The sequence below is a fragment of the Lysobacterales bacterium genome, assembly GCA_019634735.1.
In the GTDB taxonomy this organism is placed as follows: Bacteria; Pseudomonadota; Gammaproteobacteria; order Xanthomonadales; family UBA2363; genus Pseudofulvimonas.
This window is the reverse complement of the sequence record JAHCAT010000020.1, coordinates 16,440-35,567: the sequence shown is the minus strand read 5'-3', so window position 1 is coordinate 35,567 and position 19,128 is coordinate 16,440. Positions and strand designations below refer to the sequence as shown.

General features: G+C 72.0%; 16 protein-coding genes and 2 tRNA genes. 9 read left to right on the top strand and 9 right to left on the bottom strand.

Translation table 11 applies throughout. From position 1 onward, the window contains the following. Window positions 1–153 precede the first annotated feature (153 nt). The 4 genes from KF823_15560 (at window position 154) to KF823_15545 (ending at window position 3,798) form a co-directional block, all read left to right on the top strand. On the top strand, window positions 154–795 hold the full coding sequence (locus KF823_15560) for a hypothetical protein (GenBank protein MBX3727323.1): 642 nt from the start codon (window positions 154–156) through the stop codon (window positions 793–795). A gap of 133 nt (window positions 796–928) precedes the next feature. Next, window positions 929–1,279: a DUF2200 domain-containing protein gene (locus KF823_15555; GenBank protein MBX3727322.1), complete on the top strand. Its 351-nt coding sequence runs from the start codon at window positions 929–931 to the stop codon at window positions 1,277–1,279. A 119-nt stretch (window positions 1,280–1,398) separates the two neighbouring features. Next, entirely contained in the window at window positions 1,399–2,871 is a 1,473-nt protein-coding gene (locus KF823_15550) for a PQQ-binding-like beta-propeller repeat protein (GenBank protein ID MBX3727321.1), read from the top strand. A gap of 225 nt (window positions 2,872–3,096) precedes the next feature. Continuing rightward, the gene (locus KF823_15545) at window positions 3,097–3,798 is read left to right on the top strand and encodes an SDR family oxidoreductase (protein MBX3727320.1); all 702 of its coding nucleotides are present in this window, start codon (window positions 3,097–3,099) and stop codon (window positions 3,796–3,798) included. A gap of 375 nt (window positions 3,799–4,173) precedes the next feature. On the opposite strand, the gene KF823_15540 is transcribed toward KF823_15545, so the two are convergent. The 3 genes from KF823_15540 to KF823_15530 all read right to left on the bottom strand — a co-directional run bounded on the left by KF823_15540 (window position 4,174) and on the right by KF823_15530 (window position 8,410). After that, window positions 4,174–4,575, bottom strand: coding sequence for a hypothetical protein (locus KF823_15540; protein ID MBX3727319.1), 402 nt, complete (start codon window positions 4,573–4,575; stop codon window positions 4,174–4,176). Between the two features lie 262 nt (window positions 4,576–4,837). Then, window positions 4,838–8,272, bottom strand: coding sequence for a transcription-repair coupling factor (mfd, locus tag KF823_15535; GenBank protein ID MBX3727318.1), 3,435 nt, complete (start codon window positions 8,270–8,272; stop codon window positions 4,838–4,840). A gap of 61 nt (window positions 8,273–8,333) precedes the next feature. Continuing rightward, window positions 8,334–8,410 (bottom strand) — tRNA-Pro (locus KF823_15530). Window positions 8,411–8,544: 134 nt separating this feature from the next. Between KF823_15530 and hisS the strand changes: the two genes are divergently transcribed. Together hisS and KF823_15520 are read left to right on the top strand one after the other, a co-directional pair. After that, on the top strand, window positions 8,545–9,936 hold the full coding sequence (gene hisS / locus KF823_15525; GenBank protein ID MBX3727317.1) for a histidine--tRNA ligase: 1,392 nt from the start codon (window positions 8,545–8,547) through the stop codon (window positions 9,934–9,936). Continuing rightward, window positions 9,936–11,825, top strand: a complete 1,890-nt coding sequence (locus KF823_15520; protein MBX3727316.1) for an aromatic amino acid lyase — start codon at window positions 9,936–9,938, stop codon at window positions 11,823–11,825. Before hisS ends, KF823_15520 begins: the two co-directional genes overlap by 1 nt. A gap of 67 nt (window positions 11,826–11,892) precedes the next feature. On the opposite strand, the gene thiD is transcribed toward KF823_15520, so the two are convergent. Continuing rightward, window positions 11,893–12,759 (bottom strand): bifunctional hydroxymethylpyrimidine kinase/phosphomethylpyrimidine kinase, encoded by an 867-nt coding sequence (gene thiD / locus KF823_15515; protein ID MBX3727315.1) that lies wholly within the window; start codon window positions 12,757–12,759, stop codon window positions 11,893–11,895. 243 nt (window positions 12,760–13,002) lie between these two features. On the opposite strand from thiD, the gene KF823_15510 reads away from it, so the two are divergent. Next, entirely contained in the window at window positions 13,003–14,070 is a 1,068-nt protein-coding gene (locus KF823_15510; GenBank protein MBX3727314.1) for a hypothetical protein, read from the top strand. A gap of 210 nt (window positions 14,071–14,280) precedes the next feature. Here the strand turns inward: KF823_15510 and KF823_15505 are convergent, their stop codons facing one another. The 3 genes from KF823_15505 to KF823_15495 all read right to left on the bottom strand — a co-directional run bounded on the left by KF823_15505 (window position 14,281) and on the right by KF823_15495 (window position 16,785). Further along, a complete protein-coding gene (locus tag KF823_15505; protein MBX3727313.1) occupies window positions 14,281–15,669 on the bottom strand; it encodes a PhoH family protein in 1,389 nt (462 codons plus the stop codon). 91 nt (window positions 15,670–15,760) lie between these two features. Continuing rightward, window positions 15,761–16,222: a peroxiredoxin gene (locus KF823_15500; protein ID MBX3727312.1), complete on the bottom strand. Its 462-nt coding sequence runs from the start codon at window positions 16,220–16,222 to the stop codon at window positions 15,761–15,763. Between the two features lie 2 nt (window positions 16,223–16,224). Further along, window positions 16,225–16,785, bottom strand: a complete 561-nt coding sequence (locus KF823_15495) for a glycine cleavage system protein R (GenBank protein ID MBX3727311.1) — start codon at window positions 16,783–16,785, stop codon at window positions 16,225–16,227. 119 nt (window positions 16,786–16,904) lie between these two features. Here KF823_15495 and dapA point away from each other — a divergent pair, with 119 nt between their 5' ends. Together dapA and KF823_15485 are read left to right on the top strand one after the other, a co-directional pair. Further along, window positions 16,905–17,807: a 4-hydroxy-tetrahydrodipicolinate synthase gene (dapA, locus tag KF823_15490; GenBank protein ID MBX3727310.1), complete on the top strand. Its 903-nt coding sequence runs from the start codon at window positions 16,905–16,907 to the stop codon at window positions 17,805–17,807. A 5-nt stretch (window positions 17,808–17,812) separates the two neighbouring features. Further along, complete coding sequence (locus tag KF823_15485; protein MBX3727309.1) at window positions 17,813–18,328, top strand: hypothetical protein; 516 nt, start codon at window positions 17,813–17,815, stop codon at window positions 18,326–18,328. A 232-nt stretch (window positions 18,329–18,560) separates the two neighbouring features. Here KF823_15485 and KF823_15480 read toward each other — a convergent pair whose 3' ends face one another. Next, window positions 18,561–18,884 carry a ferredoxin family protein gene (locus tag KF823_15480; GenBank protein MBX3727308.1) on the bottom strand — a complete coding sequence of 108 codons (324 nt, stop codon included), beginning with the start codon at window positions 18,882–18,884 and terminating at the stop codon, window positions 18,561–18,563. A 108-nt stretch (window positions 18,885–18,992) separates the two neighbouring features. Next, window positions 18,993–19,068, bottom strand: a tRNA-Glu gene (locus KF823_15475). Window positions 19,069–19,128 lie beyond the last annotated feature (60 nt).

Sequence of the window (19,128 nt, the reverse complement as noted above, 5' to 3'; positions counted from 1 at the left end):
TCGGTTGGTGATCGGGCGCTGTGGTCAAGGGGTGCCTGCCAACCTGACAGGTTGGGAGGGCAGCCGATCGGATCGGACGCCGCCTGATCTGCCGCCGTTGTCCGCTGCGTATGCCCAGGTGCGGGGCGGATTCGCCGCCACGCCCCCACGTGAGTGCCTGCCATGTCCCCCAGAGTTTCCCAGACCCGCCCGGCCGAGGCCGAACCCTGCCTGCAGGCACCGAAGGTCGGCGACTTCCCTTCTGTTTTCCCGTGTTGGTTCTCGAAGAGGGTGGCGTCGATGTTTCCGCTTCTGCAGCGCAACGCACGTCGACGCTTCGCTTCGATCGCGTTCGTCTGTTTGCTGCCGGTTTCTGCCGGACTGGCATCATCGGGGCCGGGCGCCAAGGGCAGCCCGATCGAGCCGTCGACAACGCTGTTCGACCTGCTGTGCACCACCACGCTGGACCGCGTCGAAGGCACCCTGGCCGATGGCAGCCCGGTGGTGGCCAGCGAAGTGGGCGAGGTGCGTCGTTACAGCTTCGATCTCGATGCCCGTCGCTTTTCGAGCGGCGCCCGGGTGACGCCCATCCACGCCATCGACGGCCGCACCGTGATCAAGGCGGATCCCGATGAGATCCGGTCGTTTTCCGGTGTGGTGCACATGCGCAGCCAGTGGCACCTGGACCTTGACTCGGGCGTGTCGATCCGCAGGAACGAGTTCTTCGGCGATGCCTCCGGCGGCACCGTGACCGGTCGTTCGGAATGGCACCAGCGGTGCGAGCGGGCTCCGTACACGGGCCTGCCTGCGGGCTGAGGCCGGGGGCGGCCGCCTGCGGCCAAGGTATCGCACCTTTCGGAGTCGATCCTGCGCCGAGTCGCCGGACGGGTTGGCGCGCCGGGGTGGGTCTGCAACCATGGCCGGCGCATGCCACGGTGGGACCCAAGCCATGACCGAACACCGCATCTATGCGATGGCCTTTTCCAAGGTCTACCCGATGTACGTGCAGAAGGCCGAGCGCAAGGGCCGCACCCGCGCCGAGGTCGACCAGGTCGTCTGCTGGCTGACCGGATACGACGCGCAGGGCCTTCAGGACCAGCTCGACCGGCAGACCGATTTCCGCACCTTCTTCGCGGAGGCGCCGGCGTTCAACCCGGCCAGCGAGCTGATCACCGGCGTGGTCTGCGGGGTACGGGTCGAGAATGTCGAGGACCCGCTGATGCGCAGGATCCGCATGCTCGACAAGCTGGTCGACGAGCTGGCGAAGGGCAAGGCGATGGCGAAGGTGTTGCGGGGCTGAGCGAACCGGACTGGCCGGGCGACTTGCTGGCAACCGGTCGGCGCACGGGACTTCCGGCACGCGAGGGTGGTGCCCGGATCGTCTTCAATGCGGGCAACGCCCCCTGCGCGAGACGTCTCATGATCCTGGCACGCGTCTGCTGCCGCTCCGCCGCTTTCTTCGGTGCCCTTCTCTCGTTCGCCACGGACGCGGTGCATGCCAGCGATGCGCCTGGCCTCGCGGGCCACTGGCGGGGAGAGGTTGGCAGCGAACTCGAACGCGTGGCCGTGGGAGTCGCCCTGACCCCGGATGGCGAGGGTGGCCTGACGGTCCACCTCACCTTGCCGATGGCCAACTTCGATGGGGTGCCGGCCGGCTCCGCGCGCGTGGAGGGTGACGTCCTGGTGAACCCGCGCCTCGCCATGGCCCTGGCGCTCCGGGACGGGCAGCTGGTCGGCACACTGATGTCCGCCGACTCGCAGGACGTGCTGGAGCGGTCCGACGTCCCGCCTCCCCTCGAGATGCTTCCCGAGGTCTCCCCCATGTCGCCACCGCGCTGGACCACGCGGCTGAACGGCCAGGTCTTCGCCAGCCCGGTGGTGGCCGACGGCATCGTCTACATCGGCAGCACGGGGGGCGTCTTCCACGCGGTGGACGGGCGCGACGGACGCATGGTCTGGGCGGTCGGTGTCGGCTACCCGATGTTCGGAGCCGCCCGGGTGGACGGCGACACGGCATACGTGGTCAGCGACGGCGGATTCCTGCACGCCTTGGCCCGGGACGATGGCCGGGAGCGCTGGCGGCAGGCACTGGATGGCGGGCGGCGCCAGCGCGTGCTGCCGCACCCGGCGGTGTTCGACTGGGACTGGCATTCGCCGCAGCCGGTGCTCGCCGGCGAACTGGTGATCGTCGGCGGTGCCGATGGACTGCTGCATGCGGTCGATGCCGCCAGCGGCGAGCTGCGCTGGCGGTTCGCGGCCGCGGGCCCGATCCGTCACGGGGCAGCCGTGGACCAGGGCCGGGTCTATGTCGCGAGCGAGAATGGATACGTGCATGCGCTCGACCTTCAGGATGGCCGCGAACACTGGCGCCATCGGCTGGGCGCGAAGCCGGGTGCCGGCCTGGTGGTGCACGACGGGCGCGTCTTCGTCAGCGGACGCGATGCCCGTCTGCACGCCCTTGCCGCCGGCACCGGCGAGCCGCTGTGGCGGCTCGGTTTCTGGAGTTCCTGGGTCGAGTCGGCGCCGGTGGTCGCCGATGGCGTGCTCTACGTCGGCTCGTCCGACCTGCGCCGCATCAGCGCCATCGATCCGGCGTCCGGACGCGTGCACTGGCGCAGCGCCGTGCATGGGTGGAGCTGGGGAACGCCGCTGGTCATGGATCGCCACCTGGTGGTCGGGACGGCCGCCGGTGCCCCCTATTTCCTGACCCATGGCGCCGGCCTGTCCGTACTGGACCGCCGCACCGGAGCCCTGGCCGCGCACCTGCCGCTGCCCGACGGTGGCGGGCACCAGTGGGGCATTGCCGGCAACGTGGTGACCGCGGGCGGCATGCTGGTGGCCGCGCTCATCGACGGTGCCCTGATCGGGGTCGATCCGGTGGAGGGGCATTGAGCCGTGCAGTGACCCGGAACCACCACCGGCACCGGCCGGCGCCGGACCCTTGCCCGCCCGGCTCCGGACGGCTGGCTCCCGGGCGACGCGCCGGTCAGGTCGCGGCCGCCTCCGGGCGAAGTGCGTGCGGGTGGCCTCGCGCGAAACCGGGGATGCCAGCATGTGCAGGGCCTGACCCGGTGGCTGGGTTATCGTAGGCGGCTCGTTCGTCCGGAGACCGATGCCATGAGCCAGCCCGCCACCGTCCTGATCACCGGCGCCGCCGGCGCGCTCGGCCGCGCCGCCGCGCAGGCCTTCCACGCGCGTGGCGACCGGCTGTGCCTGGTCGACCGCGAGGGCGATGCGCTGGCCACCGTGGCCGACGCGCTGGGTCCGGACTGCCTGGCCTGCGTCGCCGACGTCTGCGACGGCGACGCCATGGCGCGCGCGGTCGAGGCCGCGGTGCAGCGCTTCGGGCGGCTCGATGCCCTGGTGCACGTCGCCGGGGGGTTCGAGATGGGCGAGGCCAGCCATGCGATCAGCCGCGAGAGCTGGCAGCGCATGATGGATCTCAATGCCTGGTCGTTCGTGGCCTGCGCGGGTGCCGCGGTGCCGGCGCTGCGCGCGGCGGGCGGCGGCCGGATCGTCGCGGTCTCGGCGCGTGCCGCGGCCCGCGGCGAGGCGCACAAGGGCGCCTATGTGGCTGCCAAGAGCGCGCTGCAGCGGCTGGTGGAGTCGCTGTCCGCCGAGTTGCGCGGCGAGGGCGTCGCCGTCAACAGCATCGCGCCCAGCCTGATCGACACGCCGGCCAACCGCGCTGCCATGCCCGATGCCGACCACGCTCGCTGGGTGTCCACCGACTCCCTGGCTGGCTGCCTGCTGTTCCTCGCCTCGGACGCCGCACGCGACGTGCATGGGCAGCATCTGGTGGTGGACGGGTTGGTCTGATGTAACCGGGACTCGGGACTCGGGACTCGGGACTCGGGACTCGGGATTCGGGATTCGGGATTCGGGATTCGGGATTCGGGATTCGGGATTCGGGATTCGGGATTGGAGCGCGCTGTCTGGCCTCTCCACCTAGCATCGGGCCACGGCACCAGTAGCCAGGTAGCGCGCCGCAGGTGTCGGCCCTCTCCCTGGTGCTTTAGCGCCCGCGAGAGAGGGGAGAAGTGCGGTGCCGGCCAGTTCCTGACGCCCGACGCCCAACCCGAACCCCTTACCGGCCCGGAACTACGCGTCCTGCGCCCCGAATCGCCAGCTTCAGGTTCCGGGGGTCCCAAGACCCGGGTCCCGGGTCCCGGGTCCCGGCTCTCAAACGGCGCGCTACCGGCGCTCCAGCGCGAACTCCACCTGCACCTGCCAGGGTTGGCTGGGTGGGGCGGGGTAGCGCTGGCCGCGCAGGAAGCGCTCGAAGCAGCGGAAGTGGCTGCTTGGGGGCATCGGCAGGACTTCCTCGACGCGGCCGTCGCGGCCGATCACAAGGATGGCCTGGAAGCTGTTGAAGCCAGCGGCGGCGCCGGCGCGGCCGCAGCGGCGTTCGGCATCCGCCTGGACGGTGGGGTGCACGCGCTCGAAGGCCGCCTGCCATGTGCCGCCGGCTTCGGTCGCGGCGACTGCGGTCCAGGCATCGGCCAGGCGGACCCAGCGTTCCTCGTAACGCTCTTCCTGGGCCGACGCAGAGACGGCGACAAGGCCAAGAAAAAGGGCGATGGTGGCTCGGGTCATGGCGACAGCTCCTGTGCCTGCTCCCCCGCGCGGCAGATTAACGCGGATTGCCCGAAACCTGTGTGAAGTCGACCACGCTCGGACGTGGCGGCCGGGCGAGTCGTCGCCGCGGCGCATGCCGGAGGCCACTGAGGCGGTCCGCCGGGTGCCGCGCATCTTCCCGCCGCCCAAGCTGGGCCCGGCGTTGCGGGGGAGACCGCCCCGCGTCAGGGCCGGGCGCTGCGACCGCCGGGCCGCGGCCCGGCGCGCGTGCCGCACCCGCTCAGCCGCCCGCCAGCCGCCCCATCAGCACGCGTGCCGCGGCGATGCGCTGCGCGGGCTCGGGCAGGTTGGCCTTGATGCGCAGCTTGTCCTGGCCGTCGAAGGCATAGGTCTTCGGCTCGGCCTGGATCAGCCGGATCAGGTTGAGCGGCTCGAAGCCGGGCTGCGGGTTGAACACCACGCGGCCGCCGTGCTCGCCGAACTCCAGGCGACGGATGCCCAGGCTGGTGGCGCGCAACTTGATCGCGGTCACCGCGAACAGGTGCTTCACCTGCGGCGGCAGCAGGCCGAAACGGTCGATCATCTCGACCTGCATGGCATCGAGGGCGGCGTCGTCGCTGCAGGTGGCGATGCGCTTGTAGAGCATCAGCCGGGTGTGCACGTCGGGCAGGTAGTCGTCGGGGATCAGCGCCGGCAGGTGCAGCTCGACCTCGGCGCCATGGTGACTGGCGTCGTCCAGGTCGGGGATGCGTCCGGCCTTGATGGCGCGCACCGCGCGCTCCAGCAGTTCGGTGTACAGGCTGAAGCCGATCGCCTCGATCTGGCCGCTCTGCTCCTCGCCGAGCAGCTCGCCGGCGCCGCGGATCTCCAGGTCGTGGGTGGCCAGCATGAAGCCGGCGCCCAGTTCCTCCAGCGAGGCGATCGCCTCCAGGCGCTTGGCGGCGTCGCCGGTCAGGCCACGGCGGTCGGGCACCATCAGGTAGGCGAAGGCGCGGTGGTGGCTGCGCCCGACCCGTCCGCGCAGCTGGTGCAGCTGGGCCAGGCCGAAGCGGTCGGCGCGGTTGATCAGGATGGTGTTGGCAGTCGGCACGTCGATGCCGGACTCGATGATTGTCGAGCACACCAGGGTGTTGAAGCGCTGCCGGTAGAAGTCGGCCATTACGCGCTCCAGCTCCTTCTCCGGCATCTGCCCGTGGGCGACGCGGACGCGCGCCTCGGGCACCAGCTCGGCCAGCTCGCGCGCCTGGCGCTCGATGCTGTCGACCTCGTTGTGCAGGAAGTAGACCTGGCCGCCGCGGCCCAGCTCGCGCGCGAAGGCCTCGCGGACCAGGGCCGTGTCCCAGGGCGTGACCAGGGTCTTCACCGCCATCCGGCTCTTCGGCGGCGTGGCGATGATCGACAGGTCGCGCAGGCCGGACATCGCCATGTTCAGGGTGCGTGGGATCGGCGTGGCAGTGAGGGTCAGCAGGTGCACCTCGGCGCGCAGCGCCTTCAGCTTTTCCTTCTGGCGCACGCCGAAACGCTGTTCCTCGTCGACGATCACCAGGCCCAGGCGCTCGAACTTCACGTCCGGCGAGAGCAGGCGGTGGGTACCGATGACGATGTCGGTGCGCCCTTCGGCCAGCGACTTCAGGGCCGCGCCGATCTCCTTGGCGCTGCGAAAGCGGGACAGCAGCTCGATGCGCACCGGCCAGTCGGCGAAGCGGTCCTGGAAGTTGCGGAAGTGCTGCTCGGCAAGGAGCGTGGTCGGCACCAGCAGGGCGACCTGGCGGCCGCCGATGGCGGCGGCGAAGGCGGCACGCAGGGCGACCTCGGTCTTGCCGAAGCCGACGTCGCCGCAGACCACGCGGTCCATCGGCACGTCGCGGCCGAGGTCGGCGAGCACCGCGTCGATGGCGACCTGCTGGTCGGGGGTCGGTTCGAAGGGAAATCCGGCGGCGAACTGCGCGTACAGGTCGCGGTCCAGGGCGATCGCCTGGCCGGGCCGGGCCTGGCGGCGCGCCTGGATCTCGAGCAGCTCGGCGGCGACGTCGCGGATCTTCTCGGCGGCCTTGCGCCGGGCCTTCGCCCACTGCTCGCTGCCCAGGGTGTGCAGGGGCGCGCTGTCGGCGCTGCCGCCGGTGTAGCGGCTGACCAGGTGCAGGGCGGCGACCGGCACGTACAGCTTGTCGCCGCCGGCGTACTCGATGGCCAGGTATTCATTGGCCAGGCCGCCGGCGTCGAGCTTGACCAGGCCCTGGTAGCGGCCGACGCCATGGTCCTCGTGGACCACCGGCGCCCCGAGGGCCAGGTCGGTGAGGTCGCGCAGGATGGTTTCCGGGTCGCGCGCGGCGGCGCCGCGGCGCCGCTGCGCGGCGCGCGCCTGGCCGCCGGACAGCTCGGCGTCGCTGAGCACGACGGTGTTGGCGGCAGGCAGGGCGAAGCCGCCCGACAGGGGCAGCACGGCCAGCACGGCGGCATCGGGGGGCGCCGCCAGCGCCTCGTCCCAGCCGGCCGCCTGCAGCGGCTCCAGGCCGTGCTCGCGCAACTGGCCGAGCATCGCTTCCTTGCGGCCGGGCGAGTCGACCGCCAGCACGATGCGGCCGGGCAGGGCGCGCAGCCAGGCCGCCAGGGTCGCGGCCGGCGCCTCGCCGCGCACGGCGGCCGGCGCGGGCGGCGGCGGCGCGACGGCGGCCGGGGGCGTCGCGTCGCCGTCGCCGACCTCGATGCGCGGGTGGGCGTTGAGCAACCGGCGCAGGGTCTCCTCGTCGAGGAACAGTTCGTCCGGGCGCAGGATCGGCCGGGTCGCGTCGTGGGCGCGGTTCTCGTGGCGGTGGCCAGCCTGGCGCAGGGTGCGCGCGGCCGCAGCCAGGACCTCGCCGCAGAGCACCACCAGGGCATCGCCGGCCAGGTAGTCGAACAGGTGCTCGGTGGCCTCGAAGAACAGTGGCAGCCAGGATTCCAGCCCGGCCGGCACCAGGCCCTCGCGCAGGTCGACCAGCAGGTCGACGCGACGCGGATCGGCGTCCGGGAAGCGGTCCAGGAAGGCGTCGCGGAAGAAGCGCCGGCCGGCCTCGTCGAGCGGGTACTCGCGGCCAGGCAGCAGGTCGATGGCGGAGATCTTGCCGGTCGAGCGCTGGCTCTCGGGGTCGAAACCGCGGATCGAGTCGACCGCGTCGTCGAACAGCTCGATGCGCACCGGCTCGGGCTGGCCCATCGCGAAGATGTCGAGCAGGGCGCCGCGCACCGCGAATTCGCCCGGCTCGGCGACCTGCGGCACGTGCCGGTAGCCGGCGTTGGCGAGCCGCTGCTGCTCGGCGGCCAGGTCCAGGCGGTCGCCGACCTTGACCCTGAGCGTTCGGCCCTGGATGTAGCTGCGCGGCGGCAGCCGCTGCAGCAGGGTCGCCACCGGCAGCACCAGCACGCCCTGGCGCATCGCCGGCAGCGCGTTCAGCGCGGCGATCCGCTGCGAGACGATGTCCGGGTGCGGCGAGAACTGGTCGTAGGGCAGGATCTCCCAGTCCGGCAGGTGCGCCACCGGCAGCTCGGGCGCCAGCGCCGCCAGGTCGGCCTCGAGCGCAGCGGCGGCGGCGGTGTCGGCGGTGATCGCCAGCACCGGTGCGGCACTGGCGCGGGCGGTGCCGGCCAGGGCCAGGGCCAGGCCGGCGCCGGGCAGGGCGCCGACGCGGGCGACGCGCTGGCCGGCCTTCGGCAGGGGAAGCTCGGGCAGGGTCATCCGGTGCGGTCCAGGCCAGAAACGACAACGCCGGCCCTGGGGACCGGCGCTGCGCAAGACTTGGTCGGGGAGACAGGATTTGAACCTGCGACTTCTACGTCCCGAACGTAGCGCTCTACCAGGCTGAGCTACACCCCGACGGTGCGAGCCGCGCAGTCTAGTCCCACCGCCCGCAGCGCGCAACGGGGGTCGCCGGGGCCGGCCCGGCGGGGCCGGGCGGCGGCGGCGGATTTGCTACCCTTGCGCGGTCTTTCGAAAGGTCCCCCATGAGCCTGGTCCAGCCGCGCACCCTGCCGGGCGCGCTCGAATTGCTGCCGCGCGAGCAGATCGCCTTCCAGCGACTGCTCGACACCATCCGCGCCACCTACGAGCGGTTCGGCTTCCTGCCGGTGGAGACGCCTGTGATGGAACTGGCCGAGGTCCTGCTGACCAAGGAGGGCGGCGAGACCGAGCGCCAGGTGTACTTCGCGCAATCGACCGGCGACCGCGAGGCCGGGCGCGCGCCTGAACTGGCGCTGCGCTTCGACCTGACCGTGCCGCTGGCGCGCTACGTCGCCCAGTACGAGCACCAGCTGGCGTTCCCGTTCCGGCGCTACCAGATCCAGCGCGTGTACCGCGGCGAGCGCGCCCAGCGCGGCCGCTTCCGCGAGTTCTACCAGTGCGACATCGACATCGTCGGCAAGGACGCGCTGCCGGTGCGCTACGACGCCGAGCTGCCGGCGGTGATCCACCACCTGTTCACCGGCCTGGGCTTTTCCGGCTTCCGCATCGAGATCAACAACCGCAAGCTGCTGCGCGGCTTCCTGGCGGCGCTGGGCATCGACGACGGCGAGCGCCAGAAGCTGGTGCTGCGCGAGGTCGACAAGCTGGACAAGCGCGGCGCCGACTGGCTGCGCGAGACCCTGGCCGGGCAGTTCGGCCTGGACGCGCCAACCGTAGACCGCCTGCTGGCCTTCGTCGGCTCGCGCTCGGAATCCTACGGCCATGCCGGCGAGCTGCTCGACGGCCTCGCCGCGGCGCACGACCACCCGCTGCTGGAGCAGGGCGTCGCCGAGCTGCGCGAGGTGCTGGCACGGCTGGCCGACTTCGGGGTGCCGGACAGCCACGTGCGCCTGAACTTCGCGATCGCCCGCGGACTGGACTACTACACCGGCACCGTCTACGAGACGGTGCTGACCGACCACCCGGAGATCGGCAGCGTCTGCTCGGGCGGCCGCTACGAGGACCTGGCCTCGCATTACACGAAGTCGCGCCTGCCCGGCGTCGGCCTGTCGATCGGCGCCACCCGCCTGTTCTGGCAGCTGCGCGAGCTCGGCCTGTTCCGGGACAGCGGATCGACGGTGCAGGTGCTGGTCGCCCTGCTCGACGAGGCGCAACTGCCCGAGGCGCTGCGCCTGGCCATGACGCTGCGCGAGGCCGGCATCAACGTCGAGACCCAGCTCGAGCCGGGCAAGCTGAAGAACCAGCTCAAGTACGCCGACCGCGCCGGCATCCGGTTCGTGGCCATTCCCGGCCCCGACGAACTGGCGCGCGGCGTGGTGGCGGTCAAGGACCTGGCGCGGCAGAGCCAGTTCGAGGTGGCGCCGGCCGAGCTGGCGCGCGCCCTGGAGGTCGAGATCGCCCAGGCCCGGGTGATGCCGCCGGCTGGCGGGGACGCCGGTTGATGGCGACGGTCCTGCTCGACGGCCGTGGGCTGAGCCGCGCCCAGGTGCTGGACGTCGCCCGGCAGGGCGCGCCGGTGGCGCTGGCGCCGGCGGCGCTGGCCCGGGTCCGGGCGGCCGCGGCCTTCCTGGCCGCCAAGCTGGCCGAGGGCGAGCCGCTGTACGGCGTCACCACCGGCTTCGGCAGCAATGCCGAGCGCCTGCTCAGCCAGCGCCGGCAGCGCCCGGCGGCGCTGTCCGGCGCGCTCGAGGACGAGACCCTGGTCGCCGAGCTGCAGCGCAAGCTGATCGAGAGCCATGCCGTGTGCGTCGGTGCGCCGCTGCCCGCCGATGTGGTGCGGGCGATGATGGCGATCCGCATCAACACCCTGCTGCAGGGCCACTCCGGCGTGCGCGAGGCGACCCTCGAGCACCTGGTCGCCTGCCTCAACGCCGACCTGCTGCCGGTGATCCCGGCGCAGGGCTCGGTGGGCGCCAGCGGCGACCTGGCGCCACTCTCGCACCAGGCGCTGATGCTGCTCGGCCGCGGCGAGGCGACCCTGCGCGGCGAGCGCATGCCGGCCGCCGAGGCGCTGGCGGCGATCGGCTTGGCGCCGCTGGTGCTGTCCTTCAAGGAGGGCCTGGCGCTCAACAACGGCACCACCTTGATGCTGGCGATCGGCGTGCTGGCGCTGGCCGATGTCGAGCGCCTGCTGCGCACCGCCGACGTCACCGCGGCATTGACCCTGGAGGCCTTCTGCGGGCGCAGCGCGGCGCTGGACCCGCGCGTGCACGCGGCGCGGCCGCACCCCGGCCAGGTCGCCACCGCCGCCAACCTGCGCGCCCTGCTGGGCGGCAGCGGCCTGATCGACCAGCCCTACCACCGGCCACCGCGCTTCCATCCGTGGACGCCGGAGAGCTGGCCCGACGGCGCCGCCTCGGCGGAGAACTTCGACCTGCGCTGGCGCTGGGTGCCGCTGCCCGAGCGCGACGGCCGCGAGGCCTTCTTCGAACGCAACCCGCCGTTTCGCGGCGGCAAGAAGGCGCAGCCGCAGGACAGCTATTCGCTGCGCTGCGCGCCGCAGGTGCACGGGGCGGTGCGCGACGCCGCCCGCCATGCCGCCGGCGTGTTCGAGATCGAACTGAACGCGGTCACCGACAATCCGCTGGTGTTCCCCGAGGACGGCAGCGTGGTGTCCGCCGGAAACTTCCACGGCATGCCGCTGGCGCTGGCCCTGGCCCAGCTCAAGGCCGCGCTGCCGGTGCTGGCCTCGATCGCCGAACGGCGCATCGCCAAGCTCACCGATCCGGCGACCAGCGACGGCCTGCCGCCGTTCCTGATCGCCAATCCGGAAGGCACCGATTCCGGCCTGATGATCGTGCAGTACACCGCCGCGGCCCTGGTCAACGCCCTGGCCACGCGCGCGCATCCGGCGGCGGTCTATTCGGTGCCGACCAGCGCCAACGCCGAGGACCACGTGTCGATGGGCGCCACAGACGCGCTCGACCTGCTGGCCATGCTGCGCGATGTCGAGCAGGTGCTGGCGATCGAGCTGCTCACCGCCAGCCAGGCCCTGGAGCTGCGTCAGCGCATGCTGGCCGCGGCCGCCCGACTGGCTGCCGATCCCGAACGCCTGGCCGCGAAGATCGACCGCCCGCAGGCGCTGGCCGGCGTCGCCGCGCAGGCCTTCGCCCGGGAACTGGCGACGCTGGCCGAGGACCTGGCCGGCGAGCCGGCCACCGCCGGCCCGGCAGCGCGCGCCGTGCTCGACGCCGTGCGCGACGCCGGCATCGCCTTCCTGGATTTCGACCGCCTGCTGATCGACGACCTCGCCACGGTCGGCCGCCTGGTCGCCGAGGCGGTGCCGGTGCGCGTTGCCGAGGCCGCGATCGGCCATCCCCTGGCGATCTGATCCCGCACCGCCTGCGTTTGCCGTTCGAAAGGCGTCGGACGCAGCGGCCGGCAGGGTCGCACCGCGCTCAGGACGGATCGGGCCCCGCCGGCGGAACCGCCGCCGGCGCGGCGAGCGCCGCCGCCATCGGGTCGAGCACGTGCACCGGGCCGCGACCGGGCCGGTAGGCGGCGTCCAGGGCGCGCTGCAGGAAGACGATGGCGTGGTCGACCGCCTGCCCTGGCGCATCGCCCTGGGCCAGCCGCGCCGCCACGGCGGCGGCCAGGGTGCAGCCGGTGCCATGGCCTTCAAGGGGCAGGCGCGCGTGGCGCCAGGTTCGCATCGGCCGACCGTGCTCCAGGTAGCGGTCGACCAGCACTTCGCCGGCGCCATGCCCGCCCTTGAGCAGGACGCCGCCGCGGACCAGGCCAGCCAGCGTCTGCGCGGCCGCGTCGGCCTCGGCCTCGGAATCGATGGCGGTGCCGAGCAGGGCCTGCGCCTCCGGCAGGTTCGGGGTCAGCACGTCGGCCATCGGCAGCAGGCGCGCGCGCACGGCCGACAGGGCCGCATCGTCGCTCAGGCGGGCGCCGGAGGAGGCCACCAGGACCGGGTCCAGCACGATGTTGCCGGCACCGCGATCGGCAAGCACCCGGGCGACCAGTTCGACCACCGGGGCGGTGCCCAGCATGCCGATCTTCACGGCGGCGATCTGGAAGTCGTCGAACACCGCCTCGAGCTGGGCGGCCAGGAACGGCAGGGGCGGGTGGTGCACGGCGGTCACGCCGCGGGTGTTCTGGGCGGTCAGGGCGGCGATCGCGCTCAGTCCATGGCAGCCCAGGGCCATGAATGCCTTCAGATCGGCCTGGATGCCCGCGCCGCCGCCGCTGTCCGAGCCGGCGATGCTGAGCACGAGGGGCGGGACGGTCCGGCCCGGGCTGTTGTTTTCATGCAACATCGGCGTCGGGTCCTTTCCTGCGGTTCCTGCCGCCTGCCAGCTTGACAGGGTGTTGCGTTCTCGCCATGCTGTGGCCCGAACACCACAGTGCTGCTCCACACCACACGGCTTGCGGACATTCCCAGGGGTATGTCGGTAAAAACAGCAACGCGCTTCAAGGGAGTCGTCGGGCTTGCGCTCGCGCTCCCTTGCTCTCTTTTCCTGGCTGCCCCCGCGGCGGCCGAGGGGTCGCTGTCGTCCGCCGTGGCCCAGGCACTGGCCGGTGAGCAGGTTCTGCAGGCGTGGCGCGAGTACGCGCACGCTCGCATCGTACCCGACTTCGACTGGGCCGACCGCCCGCAGGCGGCCGCTCCCGACCTTGCCAGCGTCGCCTTCGGGCGCCTTGCCAGCAGCCGCCTTCCGGGCGGCCGGCTGGGCGTCAGCATGGAACGCAGCAGCGGCGCCTTGCGCGATACCGGCCGCAGCAGCGGTGCGTTCGCCCCGATGCGGCTGAGCGAGACCACGCCCGGTGCCCTGCAGCAGGATGTGGTCAGCCCCGGCGTGATGGCGCAGACCCGCCTGGGTCAGGTCGAGGTGGGCGCGGTGTTCGCCTACCAGCGCTTCGCATCCTGGGACATGGGCGCGTTCGGTGCCCGGCAGGCCGCGGGTCCGGGCCTGGTCGATCCCCTGGGCGGTCGCCCGGAGGCGGCCTTCGGCCAGGGCGTGCGACTGGGCCTCAGCGGCGATCTTGGCGAGCGTCTGGGGTATGCGTTCAGCTACCGCTCGCGCATCGACATGGATGCCTTCAATTCCTTCCGTGGCGTCTACGCCGAGCCCGGCCGGTTCGATATCCCGGCCGAGGTCGGTACGCGCCTGAGCTGGAAGCTGGGCACCACCACGGCCGTCGCGCTGGGCGTCGACCAGATCCAGTACTCGGGGGTGAAGCCGTTCCTCAGCCCGTCGCTGCCGAACCGCTTCCTGGCCCTGCTGGGCGACGCCACCAGCCCCAGCTTCCGCTGGCGGGACCTGAACGTCTACAGCGCCGAGTGGCGCTGGCTGCCGACCGCGCAGGACAGTTTCACGCTGCGCTACTCGACCAGCCAGCAGCCGGTGCCCACGGCGCCGGCGCTGCGCCGCGCGCTGGATGAGGGCGCCAGCCCGCACCAGTACGGCATCGGCTACCTGCGCCGACTGGCGGACGGCTTCCACCTGGGCTTCAATGCCAGCTATGCGCCGACCGCCGCGTTCCTGGGCCTGGTCGATCCGTTCCAGCGCCCCTACCGCGACTCGCGGCAGATCGAGGCCGAGCTGCTGTTCTCCGCGCAGTTCTGAGCCGGTCTCCCCGGCGCCCTGCCGAATAGCACACAGCGACGGCCGCCGAAAGGCGGCCGTCCTGCGTTGGCGGTCAGGAGACTGCCGGCCGGGCGGGCCGCCCGGCGAAGCCGTGGTCTCTCAGCCCGCCCTGCGACGGCGCGCCCGCGGTGCGGAAGGAGGGCGGCACCCGCCCCGGCCCGCCGCCCGGCCAGCGCCTCGTCGACGGCGCTACAGCGCCTCGGACGCGAAGTCGGCGAGCCGCGAGCGTTCGCCGCGGCGCAGGGTGACGTGGGCGCTGTGCGCCCAGGACTTGAAGCGGTCGACCGCGTAGGTCAGGCCCGAGGTGGTCTCGGTCAGGTAGGGCGTGTCGATCTGCTCGACGTTGCCCAGGCAGACCATCTTGGTGCCCGGGCCGGCGCGGGTGAGCAGGGTCTTCATCTGCTTGGGCGAAAGATTCTGCGCTTCGTCGATGATCACGTAGCGGTTCAGGAAGGTACGCCCGCGCATGAAGTTCATCGAGCGGATCTTGATCCGCGAGGCGAGCAGGTCGTTGGTCGCCTGGCGCGCCCATGAACCGCCTTCCTGGGGGTTGGTGAGCACCTCGAGGTTGTCCGTCAGGGCGCCCATCCAGGGGGTCATCTTCTCCTCCTCGGTACCGGGCAGGAAGCCGATGTCCTCGCCGACGCTGACCGTCGCGCGGGTCATGATGATCTCGCGGAAGCGCTGCTGGTCCATGGTCTGCGCCAGGCCCGCGGCCAGCGCCAGCAGGGTCTTGCCGGTGCCAGCGGTGCCCAGCAGGGTCACGAAATCGACATCGGGGTCCATCAGGGCGTTGAGCGCGAAGTTCTGCTCGCGGTTGCGCGCGCTGATCCCCCACACGGCGTGGTTGCCCTGCCGGAAGTCGTCGAGGATCTGCAGCAGGGCGCGGTCGCCCTGGCGGTCGAGCACGCGAAGCTCGACCTCGTCCTCGCCGTCGAAGTGCAGGAACTGCTGGGGTTGCCAGTCCTCGTCGCCGGCCAGCTCGATCTCGTAGTAGGTGCGCCCGCGCTCCGTCCAGGAACGCACTTCGGGGTGGCGGTCCCAGAAGTCCTCGCCGAGGCGCACCATGCCGGTGAACAGCAGGTTGAAGTCGTCGAGCGCACGGTCGTTCTCGTAGTCCTCGGCGGCGATCCCGTAGATGCTCGCCTTGATGCGCAGGTTGATGTCCTTGGACACCAGCACCACGCGCCGGTCGGGCGCGCGCTCGCGCAGCGCCAGAACCGCGGCGATGATCTGGTTGTCGGCGCCGCCCTTCGGGCCGTTGCCGTTGCCCGGCGCGGTCTGGAAGTACAGCCGGCCGTGCTGGCTGCCGACGTTCAGGCGCAGGTCCTGCGGCCGCAGCAGGGGCAGGCCGTCCTCCAGCGGACCGGTGCCATGCGCCTGGATCAGCTCGTTCAGGAAGCGGCTGACCTGGCGGACGTTGCGTGCGACTTCCGAGACGCCCTTCTTGGCGGCGTCCAGCTCCTCGAGGACGATCATCGGCAGCAGGATGTCGTGTTCCTCGAACCGGAACAGCGAGGTGGGGTCGTGCATCAGGACATTGGTGTCCAGCACGTAGGTGCGCTTGCTCGCGGTCATGTCGGGGGAGGGTTCCGATACGGCGGGGGAAGGACCGGTGTCCGGCGGCGGGTGCGCCGGGTCGACGGGGCTCGGCGACCGCGCGCCGGGCTCAAGCCGCCTCCCGGCAGGCATCGAGCACGGCCTGCGCGTGTCCGGCCACCTTGACGCCGCGCCAGGCGCGGACCAGGCGACCGTCGCGGCCGAACAGGAAAGTGCTGCGCACCACGCCCAGCGAGGTGCGGCCGTACAGCGTCTTCTCGTGGATCACGTCGAACGCCCGGCAGGCCGCCTCGTCGGCGTCGCTGGCCAGTTCGAAGGGAAGCTGCTGGCGTTCCCGGAAGCGCGCATGGCTGGCCAGGCTGTCCCGGGATACGCCGATCACCCGGGCACCCGCTGCCAGGAACTCCGGGTGCAGCGCGGCGAAGTCGCGCGCTTCGGTGGTACAGCCGGGCGTGGCGTCCTTGGGATAGAAGTAGATCACCGCCACGGCGCCGGCCAGAGATGGCAGGCGCAGGGCCGGGTCGGCGGTGGTCGCCAGGCGCAGGTCGGGCAGCGGGTCGCCGGGTTGCATGGTCAGAACTTCATGGGGTCGAGGATGGCGTCCAGATTCAGGCCATCGCAGAACTCCAGGAAATCGTCGCGCAGCGCGGCGATGTGGGTGTCGACCGGAATGCCGACGGTGAACTGCGCGGAGAACACCTCGGCGCCGGTCTGCACCGCCCTGTAGCGGCTGCAGGTCATCGCCTCGATGCTGATGCCGTGGTGCTCGAAGAACTCGGCGAGCTGGTAGAGCACGCCGGGCTTGTCGGCGGCGGTGACCTCGACCACGTAGGGCAGGGCATTGCCCTGGGCCTCGCGCACCGAGGTTCGGAAGTAGACCAGGCGCACACCGCCGTCGCGTTCCATGCGCGCCATCGCCGATTCCAGCTTGGCGACGGCGTCCCAGGCGCCCTGGCACAACGCCTGGATGCTGACCTCCTGGCCCAGCGTGGCCAGGCGCGACTCGACCAGGTTGCAGCCGGACTCGGCGATCCGGCGGGCCAGCTGCACCAGCGGCGACTCCTCGCGCGGGGCAAAGGCGTTGATCAGCAGGTAGTTCTCGTTCGGTCGGCTGCGCTTGGGCTGCTCTTTCAAGGCCGGTTTCCTGCCGTGGCGGCGCTTTCGTGCGCCGCAAAACTCCCGGCAGCGAGCATACTTGTCACCCCTTCCGGCCCGCAAGTAACATGCCTCGCGCTTCCGGCAGGATTCCCGACTTGACGCTCCGCGGCAGCATCTGCGCCCTGGTCACCCCGTTTTCGACGGATGGCTCGATCGACGAGCCGGCCCTGCTGCGCCTGCTCGACCTGCACCTCGCGGCCGGCAGCCACGGCCTGGTGGTGGCCGGCTCGACCGGCGAGGCCAACCTGCTCGACGACGCCGAGTACGCGCGGGTGCTGGCACTGGCTGTGCAGCGCTGCGCCGGGCGCCTGCCGGTGCTGGCCGGTTGCGGCGCGCCGGCGACCGCGCGCACCCTGGCGCTGTGCCGGATTGCTCGCGATGCCGGCGTCGACGCCGCCCTGGTGGTGACGCCCGCCTACGTAAGGCCCACCCAGGAAGGCCTCTACCGGCACTTCAGTGCGGTGGCCGACAGCGGCACGCTGCCGGTGGTGCTCTACAACGTGCCCTCGCGCACCGCTTGCGACCTGCAGCCGGAGACCGTGGCCCGGCTGTGCGACCATCCGGCGATCGTCGGCATCAAGGAGGCGGTCGCCGAACCGGCGCGGATGCGCGCGCTGCTCGACCTGCAGGGTCCGGCATTCGATGTCCTGAGCGGCGACGACGGCACCGCCTGCGCGGCGCTGCTCGCCGGCGCCCGGGGCGTGGTCTCGGTGGCCGCGAACATCGTGCCCGGCCCGTTCGCGCAGATGTGCGATCATGCCGCCGGCGGCCGGCGCCCGGAGGCGCTGGCGATCGACGATCGCCTGCAGTCGCTGTACGACATGCTCGGGCGCGAACCGAACCCCATTCCGGCCAAGTGGATGCTGCACCACCTGGGCCTGTGCGGCCCCGATCCGCGCCTGCCCCTGACACCGTTGTCGCCGCCCCTGCAGGCCGCCGCCCGCGCCGTGCTCGAAGCGCTCGGCGCGATGGCTGCCGGCGCGGCCGACCAAGGATGAATCTGATGATGCTGCGTATCGCCCTGCTCCTGATGTCGACCTTCGTGGTGGCCGCCTGCGGCACCTCGGCCAAGCGGGATTTCCCGCACCTGGACGCGCGCAACCAGCCACCGCTGGTGGTGCCGGAAGGCCTGGACCGCCCGCTGGTCGACCAGACCATGCGCATTCCCGAACGGCCGGCGCGTCGCGTGGCACCGGGGCGATCGGCCGTTTCCGACGGCACCTTGCTGGTCGCCGACCATCCCGAGAGCGCGTTCCGGCGCATCGGTCTGGCACTGGAGCGGATGGCCGGGGAGGTCGAGATCCTCGACCGGGATCCCGGCCAGGGCAGCTTCCGGTTGCAGGTCGAGAGCAGCCGGCGGGCGACCGGCATGGCGCGCCTGGTGCGCCGCGAGGAGCGGGTGACCCGCGACATCGTGCTCACCCTGGAGGCCGGCGCCGAAGGGACCCGGGTGCGCGGAACCGGCGACGCCGACACCGTCCGCGCCCTGCTCAACGCGCTGCGCAGGCGCCTGGGCTGAGCCCGCTTCCCGGTCGAGTCCTGGATCGCGACGACCGCCCCCACCTCCCTGCGGACCTGTCCGGGGCATCGGCTCCGGGCTGTCGACGCGCTTTGCGCGCGAGCGCCCAGGCCCGGCCAGATCGGCGGTCGTCATGGCTGTTCGAGGTCCGGCAACGCGCCGGCGGGATGTTCCGTGCCTGCGGGGCAACGAGGCGCGGGGTGGGGGCCGGGTCTGCGAGGCGGGTTGCCGATCAGCGCTCGAGCAGGGAAAGCTTGCCCGGCTTGCCGTCCCACTCCTTGGCGTCGGGCGGTGGATCCTTGCGCTGGGTGAGCACCGGCCAGTCGCGCGACAGCTCGGCGTTGAGGGCGATGAAGGCCTCCTGGCCCGCCGGAACCGAATCCTCGGGGTAGATCGCGTTGACAGGACACTCCGGCTCGCACAGCGTGCAGTCGATGCACTCGTCCGGATCGATCACCAGGAAGTTCGGGCCCTCATGGAAGCAGTCGACCGGACAGACCTCGACGCAGTCGGTGTGCTTGCACTTGATGCAGTTCTCGGTGACGACGAAGGGCATGTCCTGGCGTCCGGCTGGGGCGTGGTCCGCCGGTGCGGGCGCGCCGCGGGGGTGCGCCGGACCGCGCGGGGAGGTGCTGCGCGGAATGGCCGTGGTGCGGCGCCCGAGTGGCGCTCCCTAGGGGACTCGAACCCCTGTTCCCGCCTTGAGAGGGCGGTGTCCTGGACCGCTAGACGAAGGGAGCGTGCTTGAGGCGGCGCTCGGCCGGGCGCTAGTATAGTCGATCCTCCGCGACGGACAAGCC